Below are 21,876 nucleotides of genomic sequence, written 5' to 3'. Positions count from 1 at the left end.
GATAATGGCTTCATCTTTACTGTAGCCGAGCCGTTCGACATCTTAAAAATATGCAAAATCTAAGAATTTTCCACGTCTTATCGCCAAAATTTTTTCTTTTTGTTGTCACTTTCGCTCAACGCCGGTTCAGTGGTCGTGTAGCTATTCTATTCCTATCAGCAATTGGGATAACGGCACAGGCACAAGTTGTTGTTCCGTCAGCAGCGGGCACAACAACGTCTCCTGGTATGGCTCGTCCGGGAGCACAATCCGGTTTGCCAGCAGGAACAGCCCTGCCTCAGGGCGTTAATACCAATAACCTTCCCGCCAACGTTCAGCAACAACTAAAAGCGCGTTCCGGTCAGGGGCAAGGCCAGGGCCAGGGACAAGGTCAGACACAGACACAACAAGGCGTTAAAGGACGTGTGTCGCCATCAGCGCAGCCAAGGCAGGGGGCCGGACAGACTTCGTTAGCCGATACGACCGATCAGGGTCCGCAAACCAACGAGGAGTTAATCGAAGCCGGTGCCGAACGGGCGCAACGTCGCGAAGCGGAAGAAAAGCGTCGAAAAACGTTCGGGTATTCGCTCTTCAACGATCCCGCTATGCAGAAGACGTTCGAACCGAATATGAATATAGCAACGCCCCGAAATTATGTTGTTGGCCCTGGCGATCAGCTAAATATTCAAATGTACGGTTATTCGGAAGCCGACTTTAGCCAAACCGTTTCGCCCGATGGCAATGTTTATTTTGCGCAGGCGACAGGTATTGGCCCCGTTTCGGTATCCGGTCTGACTGTCGAGCAAATGAAAGCGCGGATTATCTCCCGGCTCTCAAAGCGGTTTGTCGGGCTGCGTACCTCGTCCTATGGCCCACAAAATACATTTCTGGAAGTCTCTCTGGGCGGAACGATCCGTAGTATACGTGTAACGGTTACCGGCGATGCCGTACGCCCCGGCACCTACACGCTCTCATCTTTGTCGACCGTTATGAATGCCATTTACCAGGCAGGCGGCCCCAACGATATAGGCTCATACCGCAAGGTTCAGCTCATTCGTAATAATAAAATAGTAGCTACGCTTGACCTGTATGATTATCTGCTGAATGGTATCCAACGCAACGACTTTCGTCTGCAGGACAACGACAACATCCGGTTTACGACCTTTCTTGAAAAAGTAGAAATTACGGGCACGGTAAAACGGGCTAATATTTTTGAGATGATTCCCGGTGAAACACTGGAACGTCTCCTTTTCTACGCGGGTGATTTTGCGGCCCAGGCTTACAAAAACCGCCTGAAGGTAACCCGGCTTACCGATCGCGAGATAAAAGTGATCGATGTGACGACGCCGGAATTTAAGACGTTCGTCATGCAGGATGGTGATATTGTTAACGTTGAGCGGTTACTTGACCGTTTCGAAAACCAGGTTACCATTGAAGGCGCTGTCTTCCGAACAGGGCAATACTCGCTTGATAACAACCGTACCCTCAAGCAACTCATCAATACGGCCGAGGGACTTAAAGGCGATGCGTTTACCGGACGCATTACGATTGTTCGGACGCGGGAAGATCTGGCCATTGAAAACTTGTCGATCAATCTGGCAAATGTATTGGCCGGTACCGATCCCGATGTTCCGTTGCAACGTGAAGATCAGGTTATTATTCCATCGCGCTTTGACCTGGCACAGCAGGCAACGGTGTCAATACTTGGCGAAGTAAATTTGCCCGATCCGGGAATGCCCTACATGGCCAACATGACCCTGAACGATATCCTGCTACGGGCTGGTGGTCTGAAAGAGTCGGCAGCGGCATCAATGGTCGAGGTTATCCGCCGGAAAAAAGACGCGGATCCCCGTTCCCCATCGGCCCAGATTGCAGAGACATTTCGCTTCAATGTGAACCGTGATCTGTCCATCAGTACCGATAGCAACCGAGATTTCATTCTGGAACCCTTCGATCAGATCATTGTGCGCCGGTCGCCAAACTACGCCGTTCAGACCTACGCGTTTGTGGCGGGTGAGGTAATCATTCCCGGATCGTACCCTATTCGATCAAAAGATCAGAAGATTTCCGATCTCGTTACTCAGGCAGGCGGTCTGACGCCACAGGCTTACGTAGAAGGGGCAACACTTATCCGCCCCATCAGGCTGAGCAATGAGGAGCTGAGGAGAAGACAAAAAGCCATTGAAGAAGTTGCCGACAATGCGACCAAAACGGTTGTTGAAACCGAAGTGATTTCACCCAGCACCTCCGAAGCCATTGGCATTAACCTGAAGAAAATTCTGGAAAAACCGGGTTCTTCTGAAGATATTCTCCTTCAGGAAGGCGATACACTGCGTATCCCGAAATTACTTGAAACGGTACGTATACAGGGCGAAGTACAACTACCCAATACCGTTAAATTCAGAAACGGGCAGACCTTCCAGGATTACATTTCACAAACAGGCGGTTTCACCTCTAAGTCGCAACGCAAACGGGCCTTCGTTATTTATGCCAATGGCTCCGTTGACCGGACGCGCAAGTTTATGTTCTTCAATGTGTATCCACGGGTTGAGCCAGGCTCTGAAATTGTCATTCCAAAGCGGACAGCAGTTCCGCTGACGGCTCAGCAAATATTAGGGTCGACCGTTGGCATAGCCGGTTCGTTGTTAACCCTCGTCACTACCCTTCTCCTGATCACCCGAGTTCAATAAACAGGCATTTTTCCGTGTATGGCTTCTATAAACGAAAACGATACAGTTAATACGAACCAACTGGCGGCCTCCCGTCCGCTGCCTCCTGACCAGATTTCGCCGAAGTCTGTGGTATTGCGTATTGCCCAACTAAAGTACGTCTTTCAGCGTAACTGGAAATTACTGCTCATACTGGTCGCCATTGGTGGGACTATTGGCTTCATCTACGATCTGGCCCATAAGACGAAAATTACCTACACAGGTACCATTATGTTTAACCTGGGTGGGGGTTCATCGGGCGGTGGCTTCGGGGGAGAACTAGGGCAGTTAGCCGGTGCTTTCGGGTTAAGTTCAGGCGCACCCGATGCCAATATTTTTGTGGGTGACAACTTTCTGATTTATGCCAAGTCTAGGCCAGTCGTTGAGAAAACACTCATGCAGACCGATACGATCAACGGGAAAGATACACTGCTGGTCAATTATTATATACGCCATAGTGGCATACGGGATAAGGAATGGGAAGACAACGATTCCCTTCGCGCTTTTTATTTTAAGCGGGCTAAACTCCCGAACGAATACACGAAACTGGAACAGCTTGCCATGTCGGATATTTATACCCGCATTGGAACGGAAATGGCCGTGAAACAACCGGAACGGAAATCGTCCTTTATGGAGCTAAGTAGCTTTATGGAGGATGAACGGCTGGCCGCTACTTTTCTGACCAATCACCTGAAAACGATTGAGGCTGATTACCAGAAAAAACAAACAAAGAAGACCCGTGAGATGTATGACCTTCTTACCTCACGAGCCGACTCCCTGGCCAAACGCATTTCGGGTACGGAGAATTCGCTGGCCGAGTACATGGATCAGAATCAGCAGCTTATCGTGGCCCAGGCTCGAATCAGAGAAAGCAAACTGACCCGCAACTCCAGCTTCCTGACAACGTTGTATTACCAGGCGCTTACACAAGCCGATAACATGCGCTTATCGCTTATTCGGGAGACACCGCTCTTCACCATTATCAAGCCTGTTTATTATCCCTTGTATCGGGAGATTATTAAAACAGCGGGTATGCAGATCGGTATTGTTTTAGGCCTTGTTCTGTCGCTTATCGTTATTTTTCTTCGGGAGACGTACCGCTCCGTAATGAAAGATTAACCCTACTCGTTTTATTTCCTGATTTTCTCATTACCACCAATTTTGAAAACCCACGAAGTTATCATTCAACCTGGTCGCTCTGAGCGGCATTACTGGCGGGATCTCTGGAGAAACCGCGAGCTGATGTTCATTCTGTCGATGCGGGATGTATCCGTACGATACAAGCAAACCGCCCTGGGCACTGCCTGGGGGCTAATTCGCCCGCTGATCACCATGATGATCATGGTGTTCGTTTTCAGCAAGATTGCGAAACTCCCCGCCGATCCGGGTATTCCTTATCCGTTGATGGTGCTCGGTGGTATCACCGTCTGGACGTTCTTCTCGACCGCTTTTACGCAGATCAGTAACAGCGTCACCATGAACTCCAACCTCGTTACCAAGGTATATTTTCCCCGGCTTATCATGCCCATCAGCTCGGTAGCCGTTAGTTTCATCGACTTTCTGGTATCATTGGGGTTGTTTATCGTACTGGCCATCTGGTACCGCTTTATACCCGACTGGCACCTGCTCCTGCTGCCCGCGTTCATTGCGCTGGCACTGCTGGCTTCGTTTGCTTTCGGTCTTTTCTTTGCCGCCGTAAACGTAAAATTCAGGGATATAGGCCAGCTTATTCCGTTTATTGTTCAGGTCGGCTTTTACATCTGTCCAATTGCCTACAGTAGCCGCCTTGTCGAAGGAAAATCGAATGAATTCTGGTATCCGTTTTACTGGATGAACCCCTTGGTTGGTATAATCGATGGCTTTCGCTGGTCTTTGCTTGGCGAAAAAGCGTACTTTAATCCACAAAGTCTGCTCATATCGGTTAGTATCGTGGGCGTCTGCTTATTTTTGTCGCTTTACTTTTTTCGTAAACGCGAAAATACTTTTGTTGATGATATTTAATGTATTACGTTTTATCTGTGCGAGCGTACAGGGTAGCGCGTAAATGAGACCAACTTATGTCTGTTATTACTGTCGAAAATATAAGCAAGCAATACATCATTGACCACCAGAAGGGCAAGGGTGCCAACACGCTGCGTGATGTGATTGCGGAAAACTTCCGGACCATGTTCGGCAGTAAGAAAGACCAGAATGCCGTTACGCATGAAGAATTCTGGGCCTTACGGGATGTCAACTTTGCCATCGAACAGGGCGACCGAGTCGGGATTGTTGGGCACAATGGGGCGGGCAAATCGACCATCCTCAAAATCCTGAGTAAAATTATCGAACCGACTACCGGCACGGTACGCATCAAGGGGCGGGTAGCCAGTTTGCTTGAAGTGGGTACGGGTTTTCACCCGGAGTTAACCGGACGGGAGAATATCTACCTGAACGGATCGCTGCTTGGCATGAGCCGCAGTGAAATTCGGAAGCAGTTCGACGAAATTGTGGCCTTCGCGGGTGTCGAAAAGTTTCTGGATACGCCCGTAAAACGGTATTCGTCCGGCATGTATGTCCGGCTGGGTTTTGCCATCTCCGCCCACCTGGACCCCGAAATTATGATTGTCGATGAGGTACTGGCCGTAGGCGATGCCGAATTCCAGAAAAAAAGCCTCGGCAAAATGCGGGACAATTCGGCCAGCGGCCGGACAATCATCTTCGTGAGCCACAACCTCACCGCCGTGCAGGCACTGTGTAACAAGACGCTCTACTTCGAAAAAGGACGGCTTATTGAACAGGGCGAAACCAACCAGGTTATTGCCTCTTACCTGAGCAAAGTATCGAAAACGCGGCTTGTCCGTGAATGGGCTACGCCCGAAGAAGCCCCCGGCAATGACCTGGTTCGTGTTCGGCGCATTGAACTTGTGCCCGATTATGTGGACGAACTCACCCATATTGATGTTCGGACATCGATGAAGTTTCGATTTGAATTCTGGAACTTGATGGACCACGCCAATCTGAACTTAAGCCTGCACCTCAACTCAATGACGGGGGAGTGTATCTTTAATATCGGAACGCTTTCGCAGCCATATGGCAAAGGGCTTATTGTCGGCGAATGCACGATTCCGGGATATTTCCTGAACGATGGCTCTTATACAATCTCGATGATGATCGTTAAGGATACCGTAACTCCTCTCTACGTTATGGAAGAAGGTATTACCTTTGATGTGGAAGATTACCGGGAAGGAATTGCCTGGTATGGCAAATGGCCGGGTTATGTGCGCCCCCAGTTTCCCTTCCACACGAAAATGCTGGAACCTGTCACGAGTGAACAGTAAATAAAGTTGTGTTGACCGTTTACAAAGAATTGTTAACGCCTTTTCTTATGTGTTGACTCTTATCCCATTATTGATTGATGATCAACGTCACTAAATCATATCTGCCAGATCTCGACGAGTATACTACGTACTTGAAAGGGATTTGGGAGCGTGTTCATTTAACCAACGACGGCCCCCTTGTCCGAAAGCTGGAGGATGAACTAAAGGAGTTTCTGGGTGTAAAATACCTGAAGTTCTGTACCAACGGAACCATTGTTCTGCAACTGGCCTTAAAGGCGCTGGATATTAAGAAAGAAGTCATCACGACGCCTTTTTCGTATGTCGCCACAACCAATGCCCTGCTGTGGGAAGGTTGTACCCCCATTTTTGCAGACATAAGTCCCGACGATTATAACATCGATCCCGATAAAATTGAGTCGCTCATCACGGAAAACACACAGGCCATCATGGCTACGCATGTGTATGGTAATGCCTGCCGTATTGACGAGATTCAGGCCATTGCGACCAAGTACAACTTAAAAGTTATTTACGACGCAGCCCACACATTTGGGGCTCGTTATAAGGGTCAGTCCATTTTAAGTTATGGTGATCTAAGCACCTGTAGTTTTCACGCCACCAAAGTTTTTCACACGGTCGAAGGCGGTTGCATTGTGACCAACGACGGTGAGATGGCCGAAAAGCTGCATCATTTCCGTTCGTTCGGCCACCAGAACGATACGTATTTCGGCGTGGGAATCAACGCCAAAAACTCGGAGTTACATGCCGCCATGGGGCTATGCGTCCTGCCGAAAGTTCCGGAATTGATTGCGGCCCGAAAAGAACGGTTTGGGTTTTACGACAGTCGACTGGATTTCAGTAAAATCACCCGGCCCTCGTTACTGCCTGGCGTGGAGTATAATTATGCCTATTACCCGGTTGTCTTTGAGTCGGAAGAAGTACTGCTGCGGGTGATGGATGCCTTGAAAGCCGATGAAGTAATGCCCCGGCGGTATTTTTACCCGTCGCTCAACACGCTGGACTTTACGTTTGCTCCCGGCTCCGATACCGCTCAGCCCTGCCCTGTGTCGGAGGATGTAGCGCTTCGGGTGCTCTGCCTGCCCATGTATCCCGATTTAGCCGAATCTGATATCGACCGAATTGCTTCTATCGTTAATCTGGTCGTTGCTACTGTACCCGAAAGTGTATAGCAACAACTGGTTGATACCTGCTTACTGACCGGCTCGCTGCCAGGTGCATTTTCAGGCGTATTTTTCTGACAGGGTTAACCCTGTCAGAAACAGCAGTCATTATGAGTATTCTCTATTTTCTTTCGCTCGTACTGTTTGTCATTTATGTCGGTCGGTTATCGTCGCGTGTGTGTCGGCGATCCCTAACCGAATGGTGGTTAACGACCTTCTTACTGGGCGCCGGGAGCGTTATTCTGACCGGCTTTATTCTGTCGGCACTTTATCAAACAGCCAGTTCAGTCGTTTGGGCTGGTTCGGTATTCATTACCGCAACAGTACTAGGAACCCTCATAACGTTCCTAATTCCCCGTCAGGAACGGTTTTCGGTCAGGCAGCTTCTTCAGGAACGCTGGCAAACCGGCCGGACCTGGTTTGGTGGATTATCGTCCTATCCCCGGTTTCTCTTCTCCATTCTGTTCGTAACACTGGCTATTATTGCCGTGACCAATTTGTTGCTGGTGCTGTTTACCGTACCGAACGAATGGGACAGCATGACGGGCCATCTGAACCGAGTCATGCAATATGTGCAACGGGGTACGATGCGGCACTTCGGGGGGACCAACTGGAACATCGATACCTACCCAAAAAGTGTGTGTACGCTTCAGATATACACATTTTTGATGACCGGTCATTTTGAAAACGGCTTCAAATTTATTCATCATCTGAGTTATTGGACAGCCATTGTGGCCGTATTCGGCATTGTCCAGCGCATCGGTCAGAATCGGTTATCGGCCAGTTTTTTCTGCGCTTTAGCCTACGCCCTGCTGCCCGATTTTCTCATGCAGGCCATTACCACCGAAACGGATATCGTGCTGACGGCTTATCTGAGCGTTCTGCTGTACATGCTGTTTACGTATCGGAGCACGGCAGCGCAGCAGACGGCCGATTATCGCTATCTGTACCTGGCCGGTATGGCGTTTGGCATTGCGTTTGGGCACAAGATCACCTTCGCCCTGCTGCTTCCCTCCGTGTTCGTCATCATGATCTATACGGTTTTCCTGTCGCGTTCGCTGGCCATCACCTTCGGCAGAACCTGGCGGCTGGCAGGGGCCATCATCGTGGGTGTGTGCTTATGGACATTGCCAACGGGTTATCTCAAAAACATCGAGGTATTCGGGCATCCCATTGGTCCGCCAACGGCACTCAAACATCAGTCGGTAGAGCGAGCCGGATCATTGGGCAATTTGCTGGAACAGGGAAGCCGGAATCTGGTTCGGTATGGTTTCGATCATATTAATCTGGATGGCATTCGAAATGTTAAAGCAGGGGCTACCCTCAACCATGCCATGCGCCAGCCCCTGGTACTGGTCGAAGATAAACTGCACATGCGGCTGGACGAAGAAACCGACTTCTCTATTCAGCCCTTTGCGTTCGACCGTAAGTTTGTCTTTTATAATGCCAATCCGTACTGGGGTATTTTTGGTTTTGGCCTGATACTTCCTCTAGTAGTGCTGGTACTGGTTGGCTTTGTTCGGTCAACGCCCCACCTGTATCTGGGGATAGCTTTGCTGCTTCATTTCGCGGCTCTCTCCTACTCGGCTCCTTATGATCCATTCAAAGGACGTTACTTCATTGAAACCGGCTTATTCGGCGTCACATTTTTAGCCTTGATTTTCCTGCATCCTCGTACATCCGTCGATGTGTCTAAGCGAACTGTCTGGAAAGCTTATGTCGGTCTTGTTACGGGGCTGGGTTGTCTGTCGGCGCTGATGTGCGTTTTCCTGAATACCCGTGCTCTGCCGTTTGCCTGGACAGCTCCCGATGGAATCACGTTCCCATCGGCCTTTCAGGCTGACCGCATTCGCCAGATGACGATTGGACGCCCGGATACCTACATTCCCTACAAACGCTTCGATGAACTGGTACCGGCCAACGCAACCGTGGCTCTGGCCACCATCAACGATGATTACGAATATCCGCTTTATGGTCCTGAGCTATCCCGCCGACTAATTGCCATTCACCCGTTCGAACAGGGGTTGAAGCCAATTCCCAAAAATGCGGATTATCTTTTCTTCGACAAAAGTGTGATAACACCGCAGCCCGGCGATATACGCTTAGGGACAGATACCACCATGCGTGCCCTGATGATTGTACCGGGCGAAGATTATTACTTACGAAAACTGCACTAATTGATACGCCGATGACGCTTGCCATCATGCAGCCTTATTTCCTGCCTTACATCGGCTACATGCAACTGATGAATGCTGTCGATACGTTCGTTCTGTACGATGACGTATCGTTCATCAACCGGGGTTGGATAAACCGTAACCGCTTGCTGATCAACGGGCAGGAGCACCTGTTTACCGTACCCCTCAAAGATGCCAGCCAGAACAAACGTATCAACGAAGTACACTTGGCCGACGATCCGAAGTGGCGCAGTAAACTGCTGAAAACCATTGAGCAGGGATACCGAAAAGCCCCCTGTTACCAGCAGGTTATGCCGATCACCGAAAAAATAATCAATTTTACCACCGATTCCATTGCCGACTTAGTCTACTTTAGTCTCGTCGAACTTAATCAATACCTGGGCATTACAACCCGGTTGGTTGCCTCTTCGTCGATTTATTCAAATGCAGACTTGAAAGCACAGGAGCGCATACTGGATATTTGTCGGCAGGAGAACGCCACCCGGTACATCAATCCAATTGGGGGCATCGAACTATACGATAAGCCAACTTTCGAAGAAAGCGGCATCAGCTTATATTTCATAAAGGCCAAACCGGTACAGTACCCACAGTTTGGCCGCAGTGATTTTGTGCCCTGGCTCTCGATTCTGGACGTCCTGATGTTTAACGACATCGACAGCGTTCGGGTGTTGTTGGGGGAATACGAGCTTGTTTAATTATGAATCATAGAGTGAGTGAATGCGCCAGCTATTCAATCATTCTATGATTCACTCATTCAATCATTCACTCATGGCAAAGGTTATTATTTTCGGGGTAATGGATACGGCTGAGCTGGCCCACTTTTACCTGACAAACGACTCGGAACACGATGTAGCGGCTTTCACCGTTAGCCGTGAATACATGACCGGAACCGAATTCCAGGGATTACCGTTGGTCGCGTTTGAAGATGTAGAAACGCTGTTTCCACCCCAGGAATACAAGTTTTTCGCGCCCATGACCGGGCGGAATATGAACCGTAACCGCGAACGGATCTACCTCGAAGCCAAAGCAAAAGGCTACGAGTTTATTTCCTACATCAGTTCGAAGGCGACGTTGTTTGGCAACCAGATCGGCGAAAACTGCTTCATTCTGGAAGACAACACCATTCAGCCCTTTACTACTATTGGCAACAACGTTGTGCTCTGGAGCGGTAACCACATTGGGCACCATGGCCAGATAAAAGACCATGTTTTCTTCACGTCACATGTAGTCATGTCCGGGCATTGCGTTATCGAACCATATTGCTTTTTTGGGGTAAACAGCACCATCCGGGATTTTCTTCATATCGGCACGGGTACGCTTGTGGGCATGGCTTCGGCTGTTTATAAAGACACCGACGAGTGGGGCCTCTATCTTGGCAACCCCGCCAAAAAGCTGCCCAAACCCAGTTACGAAGCGTACTAAGTTTACGGGTTACCGTATATCAAAAAACCGTAAACCAACCTCTATACCCTGAAAACTCTTCTCATCGGCCACGATGCCAACCGGGCTGGAGCACAGCTTGTCTTACTGAACCTGATGCGTTTACTCAAGGCAGAAGGCCTGTCGATGCATTTGCTTTTGGGCGAAGGCGGTCCGCTGCTGGACGAATACAGAGCTATTTGTCCGGTCACACTATGGCCTGCCCCTGACCGCTTCGTAGTCAATGACCTGGCGGATAAAGTCTTGGGAAAGCTGGGACTCTGGGAGCAGTTTTATGAACGGAAGCAAAAGGCCCGGCAGCGCGAAATCGGAGCGGAGCTGGCGCTGGATACGTTTGACCTGGTCCTGGTTAACACCGTAACGAGCAGCCGTTGGTTTGGCCAGTTGGATATTCCGGAAAAGACGCCGGTCGTTACCTTCGTGCACGAGCTGGACATGTCGGTGCGGATATACACCCGCCCCAATGAACTGGCTTATCTGTTGAGTCGGACTACTCAGTTGCTGTCCGTATCGAAAGCGACGGCCGCTTATTACGCGGACGAACACGGTTTCGACCCCGCCCGCATTATCCTTTATACGCTGATCGATACGCCTTCGCTGGAACGAAACGTACAGAAAGCCCTTGAACAACCCAGCCTTTATCCGTCGGTAGGCCTACCCGACGACGCACTCATTGTGGGCGGCTGCGGAAATGCCGAATGGCGAAAAGGCAATGACCTCTTCGTTACGCTGGCTCGACAGGTCATTGGCCGGGAAACCAATGCCAGCCAACCGATTCATTTTGTGTGGGTGGGTGTCCCTGAAGGTACGCTGCGTGATGATCTACTGGTCGATATTCGCAAGGCGGGTCTGGCAGACCGAGTGCATTTGATTCAGCCCACACCGGATGTGCTGCGGTATATGAGCCGATTCGACGTTTTCGTGCTTTGCTCCCGCGAAGACCCCTACCCGCTCGTCGTATTTGAGGCTGGTTTATGTCATGTGCCCGTTGTGTGTTTCGACAAGGCCGGTGGCTCGCCCGAACTGATCGAGACCGATGGTGGATTCGTTGTTCCTTATCTCGATCTCGATGCCATGAGTAGTCGGGTCCTTGAGCTACTCCACACCCCCGAATTGCGCCAGGCAATGGGCAAACGGCTGGGTCAGAAAATTCTGGAACGACATCCGGCGCAACAAAGCATCGAAACTCTTGTAACTTTGTTTACTAAACTGACCCGGCACTAAGCAACGGCTTACCCCAATCTGTCTGCTCTGCCGTGCCTGCTCTATGACCATTGCGTTTACAATCTGCTCCATAAATTATCTGGCCCAGGCCCGGACCCTGGGCGATTCGCTGCGGGAAACTAATCCCGATTACCTGTATCTGATCGGCCTGGTTGATAAGCTAAGTGACGCCAGGTTACCCGATGCACTGATACCCGATTACCCGATGGTCGAAGTGCATACCATCGGGATTCCTGCTTTCGCGGCTATGTGCGACCGGTATGATATAACGGAGCTGAACACGGCGGTGAAGCCTTTTTACATCGATTACCTTTACAAAACGTATCCCGATGCCAGCCAGGTCATTTATTTTGACCCGGACATTATCGTGTTTCAGCCGCTGCGCGAACTAAACGACGCACTGACCAAGTACAGCCTCGTACTGACCCCGCATACATTATCGCCCATTCCCGACTGGGAGCTGCCGAATGAACAGCACCACCTCAATACGGGCATTTACAATCTTGGCTTTATTGGACTGAGTAACAACGCTACCGCCCGCCAATTCGTTGATTGGTGGAAAGACCGATTGGTGTACGAATGCCGGATTGACCTCTGTGCCGGTCTTTTTGTTGATCAACATTGGGTGAACTTCGCTCCGGTTTATCACGAAAACGTTCTTATTGATCATCATTTGGGCTACAATATGGCTTACTGGAATCTGCACGAACGGTATAGCAGTCAGAACGATCAGGGCGAGTGGCTGGTAAGCAACAGCCGGGAACGTGATTCAGCAGAAACAGCAGAATTGTTGCAATTTTTCCATTTCAGCGGCTACAACCCCAATAAGCCGGACGATATTTCCAAGCACCAGACGCGCTTTGGTTTTGCAAGTCCTGGTACAACTGCGACGGCGGCTCGTTACCTCGACCGGCCAGAGCAGCAGCGGCCCGATGTTAGACCCTTGTTTGATTTATATCGGACCCGGTTACTGGCCAATCACAATGAATTGTACCGGGCCTACCCCTGCGTTTACATAAAGCCGCCTACGGTAGCGCGTTACGTACGGGTCCGGAAACTGCTGAAGATGCCGTTCACCAAAGTCATCGCGCTCTTAGAATCTCGCTAGCTATGACTGAAGGACCGCGCTTTAAAGATCTTTGGATACATCGCTACCACAAGATCACCCACATCATTGGGAAATTCTGGTCGGTTGCGATGAAATACATTCGGCTGCGTTTGCTCAAGGCACGGCTGGGCGATCGCCCGTTGGTGGCTATCATCCTGTCGGAACAAATGGGCGACATCATTGCCTGTGAACCGGTAGCCAGAGAAGTACGTCGACTTCACCCCAACGGCTACATCATCTGGGTCGTCCGTGAGCCTTTTGTTGACTTGGTTAAATATAACCCGAATCTCGACGGTTTTCTGCTGGAGAAATGCCCCGGCGAACGGGTGCAGTTATTGCGGTCGGGCATTTACGACCAGGTGTATAACATGCATATTTCGCACCGCAAGTGTAAATATTGTCCGGAAGATCCCGTTAACCCAACCGCCGACAACATCGGGTTAACATTCGACAACTACCTGGATCGGGGGGATTTGTTGTCTACGTTTTCGCAGGCGGCTGGTCTGCCCGCTCTGACCGGTGAGCCGAAAATGTATATTCCAGACGCCATACGGCAAGCCGTAAAAGCCCGGAATTTACCCGATCACGCCATTGTCATTCATTGCCAGTCGAGCCATATTTTAAAAGACTGGCCTGCCGCCAACTGGAACAAACTGGTCAGGTGGCTGCTGGACACTTACCCGTACCCGGTCATTGAAGTTGGGCAAGCAACCACGATTACCATAGATGATCCGCGTAGTATCAGCCTTTGTGGCAAACTTCGCTTACTGGAAACAGCCGAAGTAATTCGGGGAGCCGACCTGTTTATTGGTATTGACAGTGGTCCGGCCCATATGGCGAACGCCATGAATACCGAAGCCATTATTCTGTTGGGTCAGTTGTTCGACTTTGTTGATTATCTTCCCTACTCTGGCCGATACAAACGGGGTGAAGGCATCACGGTCTTGAATGATTTCGGCCATCCGTGTGCTGATCTGCCTTACACCTGGGTGCAGGAAGCTACGCAAAGACAACTGGGCCAGTCCAAACTTGTATGAAGCAGCCACCATCCGCGCGCGTAAATGTCGTTTTACCGGTCTATAAACCTCAACTCACTAACTACGAGCAGATCGCGCTGACCCAATGTGTTCGGGTATTAGGCAATTACCCGATCCTGCTGGCGGCTCCGCATTCGCTCGATGTTTCGGCTTACCGCCAGATTGCGCCTTCGCTGCAGGTTCGAACGTTCGATGCTAGTTACTTCACTAGTATCGACGGCTATAATCGGCTAATGCTTTCCGAGGAGTTTTACGAAGCGTTTTCCGACCAGGAGTATTTGCTTATTCACCAACTGGATGCCTTCGTTTTTCAGGATGATCTGACTTATTGGTGCCAGCAGCAGTATGACTACATCGGTGCGCCCTGGTTGCGCGATCGGGATTTTACGGGCTGGCTCGATCAACTCGACTTTACGCTTCGGAAGCGCGTGGCCACCTGGCTCAACCTCAAAAAAACCGACGGCATAACGCCCCGCGAAATCATTAACCTGAACGGCGTTGGCAATGGAGGCCTGACCCTCCGGCGCGTACCGGCCATGCTGAAGCAACTAAAGCGATTCGAGCGGAAAATTGCGGAGTACAACCAGATCGCCATGCACCAGTACCATGAGGATGTTTTCTGGAGCATTGAAGTAAATCGCTATTGGCCGCATCTTCGGATACCTTCTTATCGGAAAGCCCTGCATTTTTCCATTGAGTTTTATCCCGAATGGGCGATAGAACACTATAATCAGGGTAAGTTACCCTTTGGCTGCCATGCCTGGGACATTCACGGGACTGACTACTGGCGTCCTATTTTTGCCAGATATGGCTATCAAATCTGATCGTTTACATGACCCACTCCATCCGTCCGTCTATTTCTATTGCCCTCTGCACGTACAACGGTACGGCTTATTTGCCGACCCAATGGCAGAGTTTGCTGGAGCAGGACCTGTTGCCCGATGAAGTTGTCATCAGCGATGATCAGTCAACCGATGGCACGACAGACTTCATCGCCAGGTTGGCGGCAAAGGCTCCCTTTTCCGTGCGCATTCTTGATAATCCGGCGCGGCTGGGATCGAACAAAAATTTTGAACGGGCCTTATCCGCCTGCACCGGTGATCTGATTTTTATCTGTGATCAGGACGATTTCTGGCTACCCGAGAAAATAGCGACAATAACGCAGTACATGGTCGATAACCCCGACATACAGGTGGCTTTCTGTGACGCCTGGGTTACGGATGAACACCTGCAAAACAAGCAGGGCCGAATGTGGGAAGTTGTTCGATTCGACTCAACGGCTCAGGAACGCTGGCAATCGGGCGAGTCGATGGAAGTCTTACTTGACGGCAATCGAATGATGGGCTGTGCGTCGGTTGTCAGGAAATCGTTCCTTAGTTACGTGTTACCCATCCCAACCGATCTGCCCGGCGATTACATTTACGACGGCTGGATTGCCCTGGTCGCTGCGGCCAGCAACCGGATTGCGTACATCAACAAACCGCTGCAACTGTACCGAACACATGTTCAGCAGCAAATAGGCGTACGCGCCCAGGAAGCCCCGGAGACCGTACTGGTTCGGAAGCGGGTTACCCGACAACGAACCCAGAAACTGGCCCCATTGCAGTTGAAACAGGCGCAGCTAACCAAACTAAACCAACTGTTGATCAGCCGGTTACCAGCCAATGCACCTGGTTTTTCGCAACTCTACCGACGGCTGGCTCATTTTACCATGCGCGGTAACCTGCCCAACAATCGACTGAAGCGACTAGCGCCCGTTCTGGGCAGTGTCAGACTCGGAAATTATCGACGCTATGCCGATGCGTCGGCCAACTGGTATGCGCCCTACCTGGCTATTTTGGGCGATATACTCGAATGATGTAGTTTTGTACCCACTGTGCTACTAACGATCTGTACTATCCGTCAACTGCCCCAGGCGCTCGCGCTGGGCGACAGTTTCAGTCATCATTCGACACCATCAACCGATAAACCGCTGGTTTTGATTGGCCTGGTCGACGACCCGGCCCAGTTGCCCCCTGGCTTTATCTCCCCGTATCCACTGCTGGCTATACAGGAACTGCTCACACCCACAGACCTGGAAGCTCTGTCCGCCAGGTATACCCCTACTGAGTTTGCGGCTGCCTGCAAGCCCCTGTTCATCAGAGAAGCGTTCAAGCGCTTCCCTCAGGAAAATGAACTGGTATATGCCGACCCGGCTATTTTATTTTTGGGATCGCTAGTGCCTGTCTGGGAACAACTCGCCACATCGACAGCGCTGATCACGCCCTTCATCACAAAAAGCCCCGGTGATTCCTGCTGGCCAGATGAAAAGTTTTTCCAGAACGTGGGGTTATACAGCGCTGACTTTCTGGCTTTTCGCCGATCAGCGGAAACCGACCGCTTGTTGGCCTGGTGGGATGACCGGGTGCGGGAGCGGGCCTTTATTGACTTCTGTGCCGGTCAGTGTCTGGATCAGCTTTGGTTGATGCACGTACCCGTTTTTTTTCGGGATGTGCGCCTTATCCGAAATCCGGGATGGCATGTTGCTCTGTGGAATCTCCCCGAACGCACCATCCGAAAAGAAGGCAGCACCTGGCGGGTCTCTGGTCCCGGAGGAGATAATCAGCCCTTACAGTTCGTTAATTTCAAAGGCCTGGAAAATCCTGACGAAGGTTTTTTTCCTCACCAGAACCGGCTTCAGCTTCCCCAGCAACTGGCGGTCGAATCCTTGTTAGCTAGCTATCGTCAACGTTTAAAAGAACACCAGGCACTGGCCGTTGGCTCGATAAAACCCGCCTATGGACAGCAGCCGGAACCGGTCGTATTACGCGGCTGGCGATACACTGCCCGAGAATCCCTGCGACGCCTGAATCGTTTTATTGATCGCGTATACCTTCCTGTCATAAACTGAAGCCGTTCACGGAATAATAACCGACAGCTAAGGTTTTATCAATCAATAAGACTATTTTTGCCAGTAAATCATCTCAGAAAAATACAACCCGACTGGCTTGTAGATTTCCCTTCATGAAAGTACTCTACGACCATCAATCGTTTACGGGGGTATCCTACGGGGGCGTTTCCCGTTATTTTTTCGAATTGATGCGTTCTTTTGCTAAACGATCCGACATTGATTTTGAACTGTCGCTTCGGTTATCCAATAACGAATACCTCGATCAAACGTCGTTCAGTCGCCATCTTCGCTATCGGAGTCTGGCGCGGGTCCGGAACGCCCACCGAATTGCCTCCGTGCTGAACCGGCTGTATAGCCTTCAACGAATCAAGGCGGGCAAATTTGACATTTTCCACCCCACTTATTACCATAAGTACTTTTTGAATGCCCTGGGTACCAAGCCGTTTGTGCTCACGTTTCACGACGCCACCAGCGAACGCTATGGCAAGCAGTATCCAGAAGTAGGCGAAGGATTGTACGAACTCAAAAAGCAGTTAATGCGCCGGGCCGATTGCATCATTTCGGTTTCCGAATTCTCCAAGCAGGAAATTCTGCGTTTTTTTCCCGTGGAGCCAGAAAAGATAAAAGTGATTCATCTGGGCACAACCCTGGGGGAGTCGCTACCAGCCTCCGAAACGCTTGCCGCCCCGCTGGCAGCGCCCTATCTGCTTTACGTGGGCAAACGTGGACTGTACAAAAACTTCGATGGCTTCTTTCGGGCCATTCAACCTGTCTTGCATCGCCATCCCGATTTGCACCTTATTTGTGCGGGCGGAGGGGCCTTCAATCAGGCTGAACAAGCTTTGTTTTACGCATCCGGGCTTGCGAACCGGGTACACTATCGCCCCGCTAACGATACCAGCCTAATTGCGCTTTATCGACACGCCCGGGCGTTTGTGTTTCCATCGCTCAACGAAGGCTTCGGCATCCCGGTTCTGGAAGCTTACAGCAGTGGTTGCCCGGTGGTGTTGAGCGATCGAAGTTCACTACCCGAAGTGGGGGGCGATGCCGCCTTGTATTTCGATCCGGAAGACGATGATTCCATGGCCGACGCGGTTGAACGCGTACTGACGGATGATACCCTTCATGCCGAATTAAGCCAGAAAGGCAGGGAGCGGTTGCGCAATTTTTCGTGTGACAAAACGGCCCAGCAGACATTAGAGGTCTATAAATCTCTCTCTTAATCGACGGTATGAGCCAGGTATCCCAATCACTTCATTCGTTTGTAACGCAACCCTACCACCCGCAGGCTAAACCAGCAAACGCACAGGCGTACCCGAAATTAACGATCGTCACGCCTTCCTATAATCAGGCACCGTATCTGGAACGCACCATTTTAAGCGTGCTCAATCAGCACTACCCAAATCTGGAGTATTTTATCATGGATGGCGGGTCTACGGATGGTAGCCTGGACATCATAAAAAAATACGAGCCGTATCTGGCGGGCTGGGTCAGCGAGAAAGACAAAGGCCAGACGGATGCAATCAACAAAGGCTTCCGGCGGGCAACGGGTGATTATGTCGCCTTTCAGAATTCGGATGATGTGTTTGCGCCAAACGCTCTGTTTTGCGTAGCCGATGCCTGGCGTAAAGCACCGGATACCGATGTTTTTTTCGGCGACATGTACATTACGGATGAAGAAGACGTTATTCTGGAAGAGATGCGGGCACCGGACTTTTCGATCGAATGCCACATTTACGAAGGTATGCAGGTGTTCAATCAATCCCTGTTTATCCGCCGTGAGCGGCTTATTCAGTATGGTATGCTCGATGAAAGCCTTCGGTTCGTGATCGATTACGAAATTGTGGCTCGGCTGGGCGTTCAGCCGGGTATGCGCTTCCGGCACGTAAACGGCTTCTGGGGTGGATTTCGGGTGCAGCCCGACGCTAAATCGTCGACCATAGCGGCTACCGTCGGGCTACAGGAGCACCAGATAGTACGGGACAGATACCAGCCGATGCTAACCTCGGGCCTGAGCGCGTCTTTCTGGCAACGGTACAGCCGGTTACGTAAACTACTGACGTTTGTCCTAAAAGGTGAGTTTAGATACGTTCAGCATCGGCTACGCTTGAGCCGGTCCAGGCAGTAGAGTAGCCCGGCGCTTCTTTGCCGCCATTAGTTTAAAAACGACACAGTACAACTTATAAACCAGTAAGCTTACATGAACAATTTCATTCGCTTTGTGCAGAAACTCAACTATATGCGAATGGTTGTTGGTATCTGTATTATTGTGGATGGTTACCCGCTTATTTTCTTTTTTCGGGAAACCATGAAACTGGCTCCGGCGAGCACAACCTTTACGGCGGTTGCCCTGGCGGGCGGTCTGGTACTAATGGTGCCGTTTACTATATTTCGTCGGCTGTATCGACCGAATACAACCACCTTCTGGCTGGGAATTACCTTTCTGCTGCTCATTATCTTCTACATGTTCTTCTTTAACGGAGTGCCTGGCTTTGAGGATTATGACAAGGATATGATCTACTTCGCCTATATACTGATTTTTCTGTTTCTGCTGATCAATATTCCCAACGACATCATTCCGGTCTTTATCCCGATTGTTGTTCTGTTTACCCTGGTATCAAATCTGGGGCTTATTTACGCCCTGATAACCGACCCTACGTGGGCCATTGGGCAACGGGCAACCATTACCCTCAACAACGGGGACGAAGGCTCTGGTAACCCGCACGTATTTTCCCGAAATGCGTTCATCGGTATCATTGCCTGCGGTATTGGTTTGTTCCAAACGAAATCCAACGCTATTCTCAAACTGCTTTGTTTCTTTGCCGGGGCCGTCAACCTGGCCGTACTGGTGCTAACCCAAACCCGATCGGCCATCGTGGCGCTGATTCTGGCCGTCATTTTATTCATGTATTTCAACGTTCGGCCCACGCAGATTCGCTCAGCCGTCCGTAGTCTTGTCAAACCCATACCCATCCTGATTATGGTCGTTGGCTTTATGGGCATCATTTACTTTTTTCAGCGGTATTACACGATTTACCTCGTCCTGTACGATTATGTGTCAGGCTTCCTGGCGAAAAACCTGGATAACGTATATGCGCTGCTGGGTATGAAGGCGCAGGGAGCTGATTACCAGGCCGTTCTTGATGATTCGGCGGCTAACCGATCGGTGAGTGGTATATTTCTGAGCAACTCGTTGTCCGGCGATCACATCCACATGCTCATTCTCGGTTATGGCTACAAGTATACGTATCTGGATGTACCTATTATTGAAGCGTTTACCAATCACGGCATACTGGGCTTGATTTTGTTCGGCAGCATCAATGGATTGATTTTCTACGATGCTATACGGATCATGCGTACTAACCCAAATGACTTAAGCACCTTTCTGGCTTACTTCTACCTGCTTCTGTTCGTTCAGTTGTTTACCAATGGGCGCCCCAACGAAATATCGTTCTGGTTTCCGCTATCTCTTATGATCCGGTTTGTTGGCGTCGAGCATTTATTTCCGGCCTATTTATCGAACAAACCACCCGTCAATAAACACGAAGAGTTCGCTGTTGTCCCAACGGCACAATCCATCTGATACGCAGCCTTCGCTGTAGTCTTTCGTAAAATCAAGAACAAACCGGTTATTTCGCGGTATATATGCGAATTTTAAATATTTGTGCTTACACCTGGCAAGCGGGTGGTCCCCCCAAGATCATCTTCGATCATACAGAAGTCGTACTCCGGTATGGGCATCAGGTAGATATTCTTAGTCCAATTTCTCCCGGCGAAAAACCTTATCCGCTGCCCGATGGGGCCCGGCTAATTCTGTGCCAGCGAACACCGGTTGTCAGTCGTTTTTTTCGTGAATTTTCACTCGAACTATATCAATTCCTGAAGCAGCATGCGCACGAATATGATCTGATTCATTGCCATGGGTTATGGCACTTTGGTGTACTGGCACCTTTCATGATTGACAAATCCGTTGCCAAAGTGATCACCATTCATGGTGTACTGGACCGTTGGGTGTATGCGCACAACAACTGGAAGAAACAGATTATGGATACGCTGGCGCAAAAAGCCTATTTGCAGCGCGCGGATCTGGTTCAGATAAACAATATCGACGAGGAGGCCGATGTAATACGCTACCTCGGACATGCGCATCCCAACATCGTTATCATTCCCAACGGGGTAAAGATGAGCGATTTCACGGCGCTTCCACCAAAAGGTAGTTTCCGCCAGAAATTTGGCCTGCCCATGGACAAGAAATTAGTCTTGTTCATGAGCCGTCTGAACGCCAAGAAAGGGCTTGATTTGCTGTTACCTGGCTTCCGGGAGTATGTCCAGCATCATCCGGATACCGTACTGGCCCTGGCGGGCTCCGACGATGGGTATGAAGCAACAGCCCGTCAATTCATCGATCAGCATAACCTGGGCGATTTTATCCGAATGGTTGGTATGCTAACGGGCGATGACAAGAAAGCCGCCCTGGCCGATGCTGACTTATTCACGCTTCCCTCCTATTCGGAAGGTTTTTCGATGGCTGTGCTCGAAGCAATGGCAGCCGGAACCCCCACCCTGGTGTCGGACCGGGTCGGCTTTGGCGAAACGATCCGAGCCCACGAAGCGGCCGGGCTGCTAACCAGTTTAACGCCAGAAGCCGTCCGGGACGGGCTGGAAAAGCTTCTGAGCAACGATCAGCTGCGCTTGCAGGTTAGTAAGAACGCGACGGCTTTACTGAAGGCTAAATACGATATTGATATTGTTGCCAAGCAGTTGCTGGACGAATACACCAAGGTCGTAAAGAAGAAGTAA

Annotated in this window: 18 protein-coding genes; all 18 read left to right on the top strand. The window is 50.4% G+C overall.

All coding sequences use genetic code 11. The features are described 5' to 3' along the window. The first annotated feature begins 50 nt into the window (after positions 1-50). Entirely contained in the window at positions 51-2,669 is a 2,619-nt protein-coding gene (locus ACYU8Y_RS01735) for a polysaccharide biosynthesis/export family protein (protein WP_460933551.1), read from the top strand. Positions 2,670-2,687: 18 nt separating this feature from the next. Then, a complete protein-coding gene (locus ACYU8Y_RS01730; RefSeq protein ID WP_460933549.1) occupies positions 2,688-3,806 on the top strand; it encodes a hypothetical protein in 1,119 nt (372 codons plus the stop codon). Between the two features lie 42 nt (positions 3,807-3,848). Continuing rightward, the gene (locus tag ACYU8Y_RS01725) at positions 3,849-4,688 is read left to right on the top strand and encodes an ABC transporter permease (RefSeq protein WP_460933547.1); all 840 of its coding nucleotides are present in this window, start codon (positions 3,849-3,851) and stop codon (positions 4,686-4,688) included. A gap of 56 nt (positions 4,689-4,744) precedes the next feature. Further along, positions 4,745-6,004 carry an ABC transporter ATP-binding protein gene (locus ACYU8Y_RS01720; protein WP_460933545.1) on the top strand — a complete coding sequence of 420 codons (1,260 nt, stop codon included), beginning with the start codon at positions 4,745-4,747 and terminating at the stop codon, positions 6,002-6,004. A gap of 77 nt (positions 6,005-6,081) precedes the next feature. Further along, the gene (locus ACYU8Y_RS01715) at positions 6,082-7,191 is read left to right on the top strand and encodes a DegT/DnrJ/EryC1/StrS family aminotransferase (protein ID WP_460933543.1); all 1,110 of its coding nucleotides are present in this window, start codon (positions 6,082-6,084) and stop codon (positions 7,189-7,191) included. A 101-nt stretch (positions 7,192-7,292) separates the two neighbouring features. Further along, positions 7,293-9,359 carry an ArnT family glycosyltransferase gene (locus ACYU8Y_RS01710; protein ID WP_460933541.1) on the top strand — a complete coding sequence of 689 codons (2,067 nt, stop codon included), beginning with the start codon at positions 7,293-7,295 and terminating at the stop codon, positions 9,357-9,359. 11 nt (positions 9,360-9,370) lie between these two features. Next, positions 9,371-10,072, top strand: a complete 702-nt coding sequence (locus tag ACYU8Y_RS01705; protein ID WP_460933539.1) for a WbqC family protein — start codon at positions 9,371-9,373, stop codon at positions 10,070-10,072. A gap of 73 nt (positions 10,073-10,145) precedes the next feature. Then, positions 10,146-10,799 (top strand): acetyltransferase, encoded by a 654-nt coding sequence (locus tag ACYU8Y_RS01700; protein ID WP_460933537.1) that lies wholly within the window; start codon positions 10,146-10,148, stop codon positions 10,797-10,799. A 114-nt stretch (positions 10,800-10,913) separates the two neighbouring features. Further along, positions 10,914-12,041, top strand: a complete 1,128-nt coding sequence (locus ACYU8Y_RS01695) for a glycosyltransferase family 4 protein (protein WP_460933535.1) — start codon at positions 10,914-10,916, stop codon at positions 12,039-12,041. A 43-nt stretch (positions 12,042-12,084) separates the two neighbouring features. Then, a complete protein-coding gene (locus tag ACYU8Y_RS01690; RefSeq protein ID WP_460933533.1) occupies positions 12,085-13,149 on the top strand; it encodes a glycosyltransferase family protein in 1,065 nt (354 codons plus the stop codon). A 2-nt stretch (positions 13,150-13,151) separates the two neighbouring features. After that, a complete protein-coding gene (locus tag ACYU8Y_RS01685) occupies positions 13,152-14,186 on the top strand; it encodes a glycosyltransferase family 9 protein (protein ID WP_460933531.1) in 1,035 nt (344 codons plus the stop codon). After that, on the top strand, positions 14,183-15,010 hold the full coding sequence (locus ACYU8Y_RS01680) for a DUF5672 family protein (protein ID WP_460933529.1): 828 nt from the start codon (positions 14,183-14,185) through the stop codon (positions 15,008-15,010). The genes ACYU8Y_RS01685 and ACYU8Y_RS01680 overlap by 4 nt, the downstream gene beginning before the upstream one ends. Before the next feature lie 8 nt (positions 15,011-15,018). Continuing rightward, positions 15,019-16,044 carry a glycosyltransferase gene (locus ACYU8Y_RS01675; RefSeq protein ID WP_460933527.1) on the top strand — a complete coding sequence of 342 codons (1,026 nt, stop codon included), beginning with the start codon at positions 15,019-15,021 and terminating at the stop codon, positions 16,042-16,044. 18 nt (positions 16,045-16,062) lie between these two features. Next, positions 16,063-17,076: a hypothetical protein gene (locus ACYU8Y_RS01670; RefSeq protein WP_460933525.1), complete on the top strand. Its 1,014-nt coding sequence runs from the start codon at positions 16,063-16,065 to the stop codon at positions 17,074-17,076. 113 nt (positions 17,077-17,189) lie between these two features. Beyond that, the gene (locus ACYU8Y_RS01665; protein WP_460933523.1) at positions 17,190-18,299 is read left to right on the top strand and encodes a glycosyltransferase family 4 protein; all 1,110 of its coding nucleotides are present in this window, start codon (positions 17,190-17,192) and stop codon (positions 18,297-18,299) included. A gap of 8 nt (positions 18,300-18,307) precedes the next feature. After that, positions 18,308-19,204 (top strand): glycosyltransferase family 2 protein, encoded by an 897-nt coding sequence (locus ACYU8Y_RS01660; RefSeq protein WP_460933521.1) that lies wholly within the window; start codon positions 18,308-18,310, stop codon positions 19,202-19,204. 72 nt (positions 19,205-19,276) lie between these two features. Further along, entirely contained in the window at positions 19,277-20,659 is a 1,383-nt protein-coding gene (locus ACYU8Y_RS01655; RefSeq protein WP_460933519.1) for a hypothetical protein, read from the top strand. A gap of 62 nt (positions 20,660-20,721) precedes the next feature. Beyond that, on the top strand, positions 20,722-21,876 hold the full coding sequence (locus ACYU8Y_RS01650; protein ID WP_460933517.1) for a glycosyltransferase: 1,155 nt from the start codon (positions 20,722-20,724) through the stop codon (positions 21,874-21,876).

Source organism: Spirosoma humi (assembly GCF_054776575.1).
This window is presented reverse-complemented; position numbering and strand designations above follow the sequence as displayed.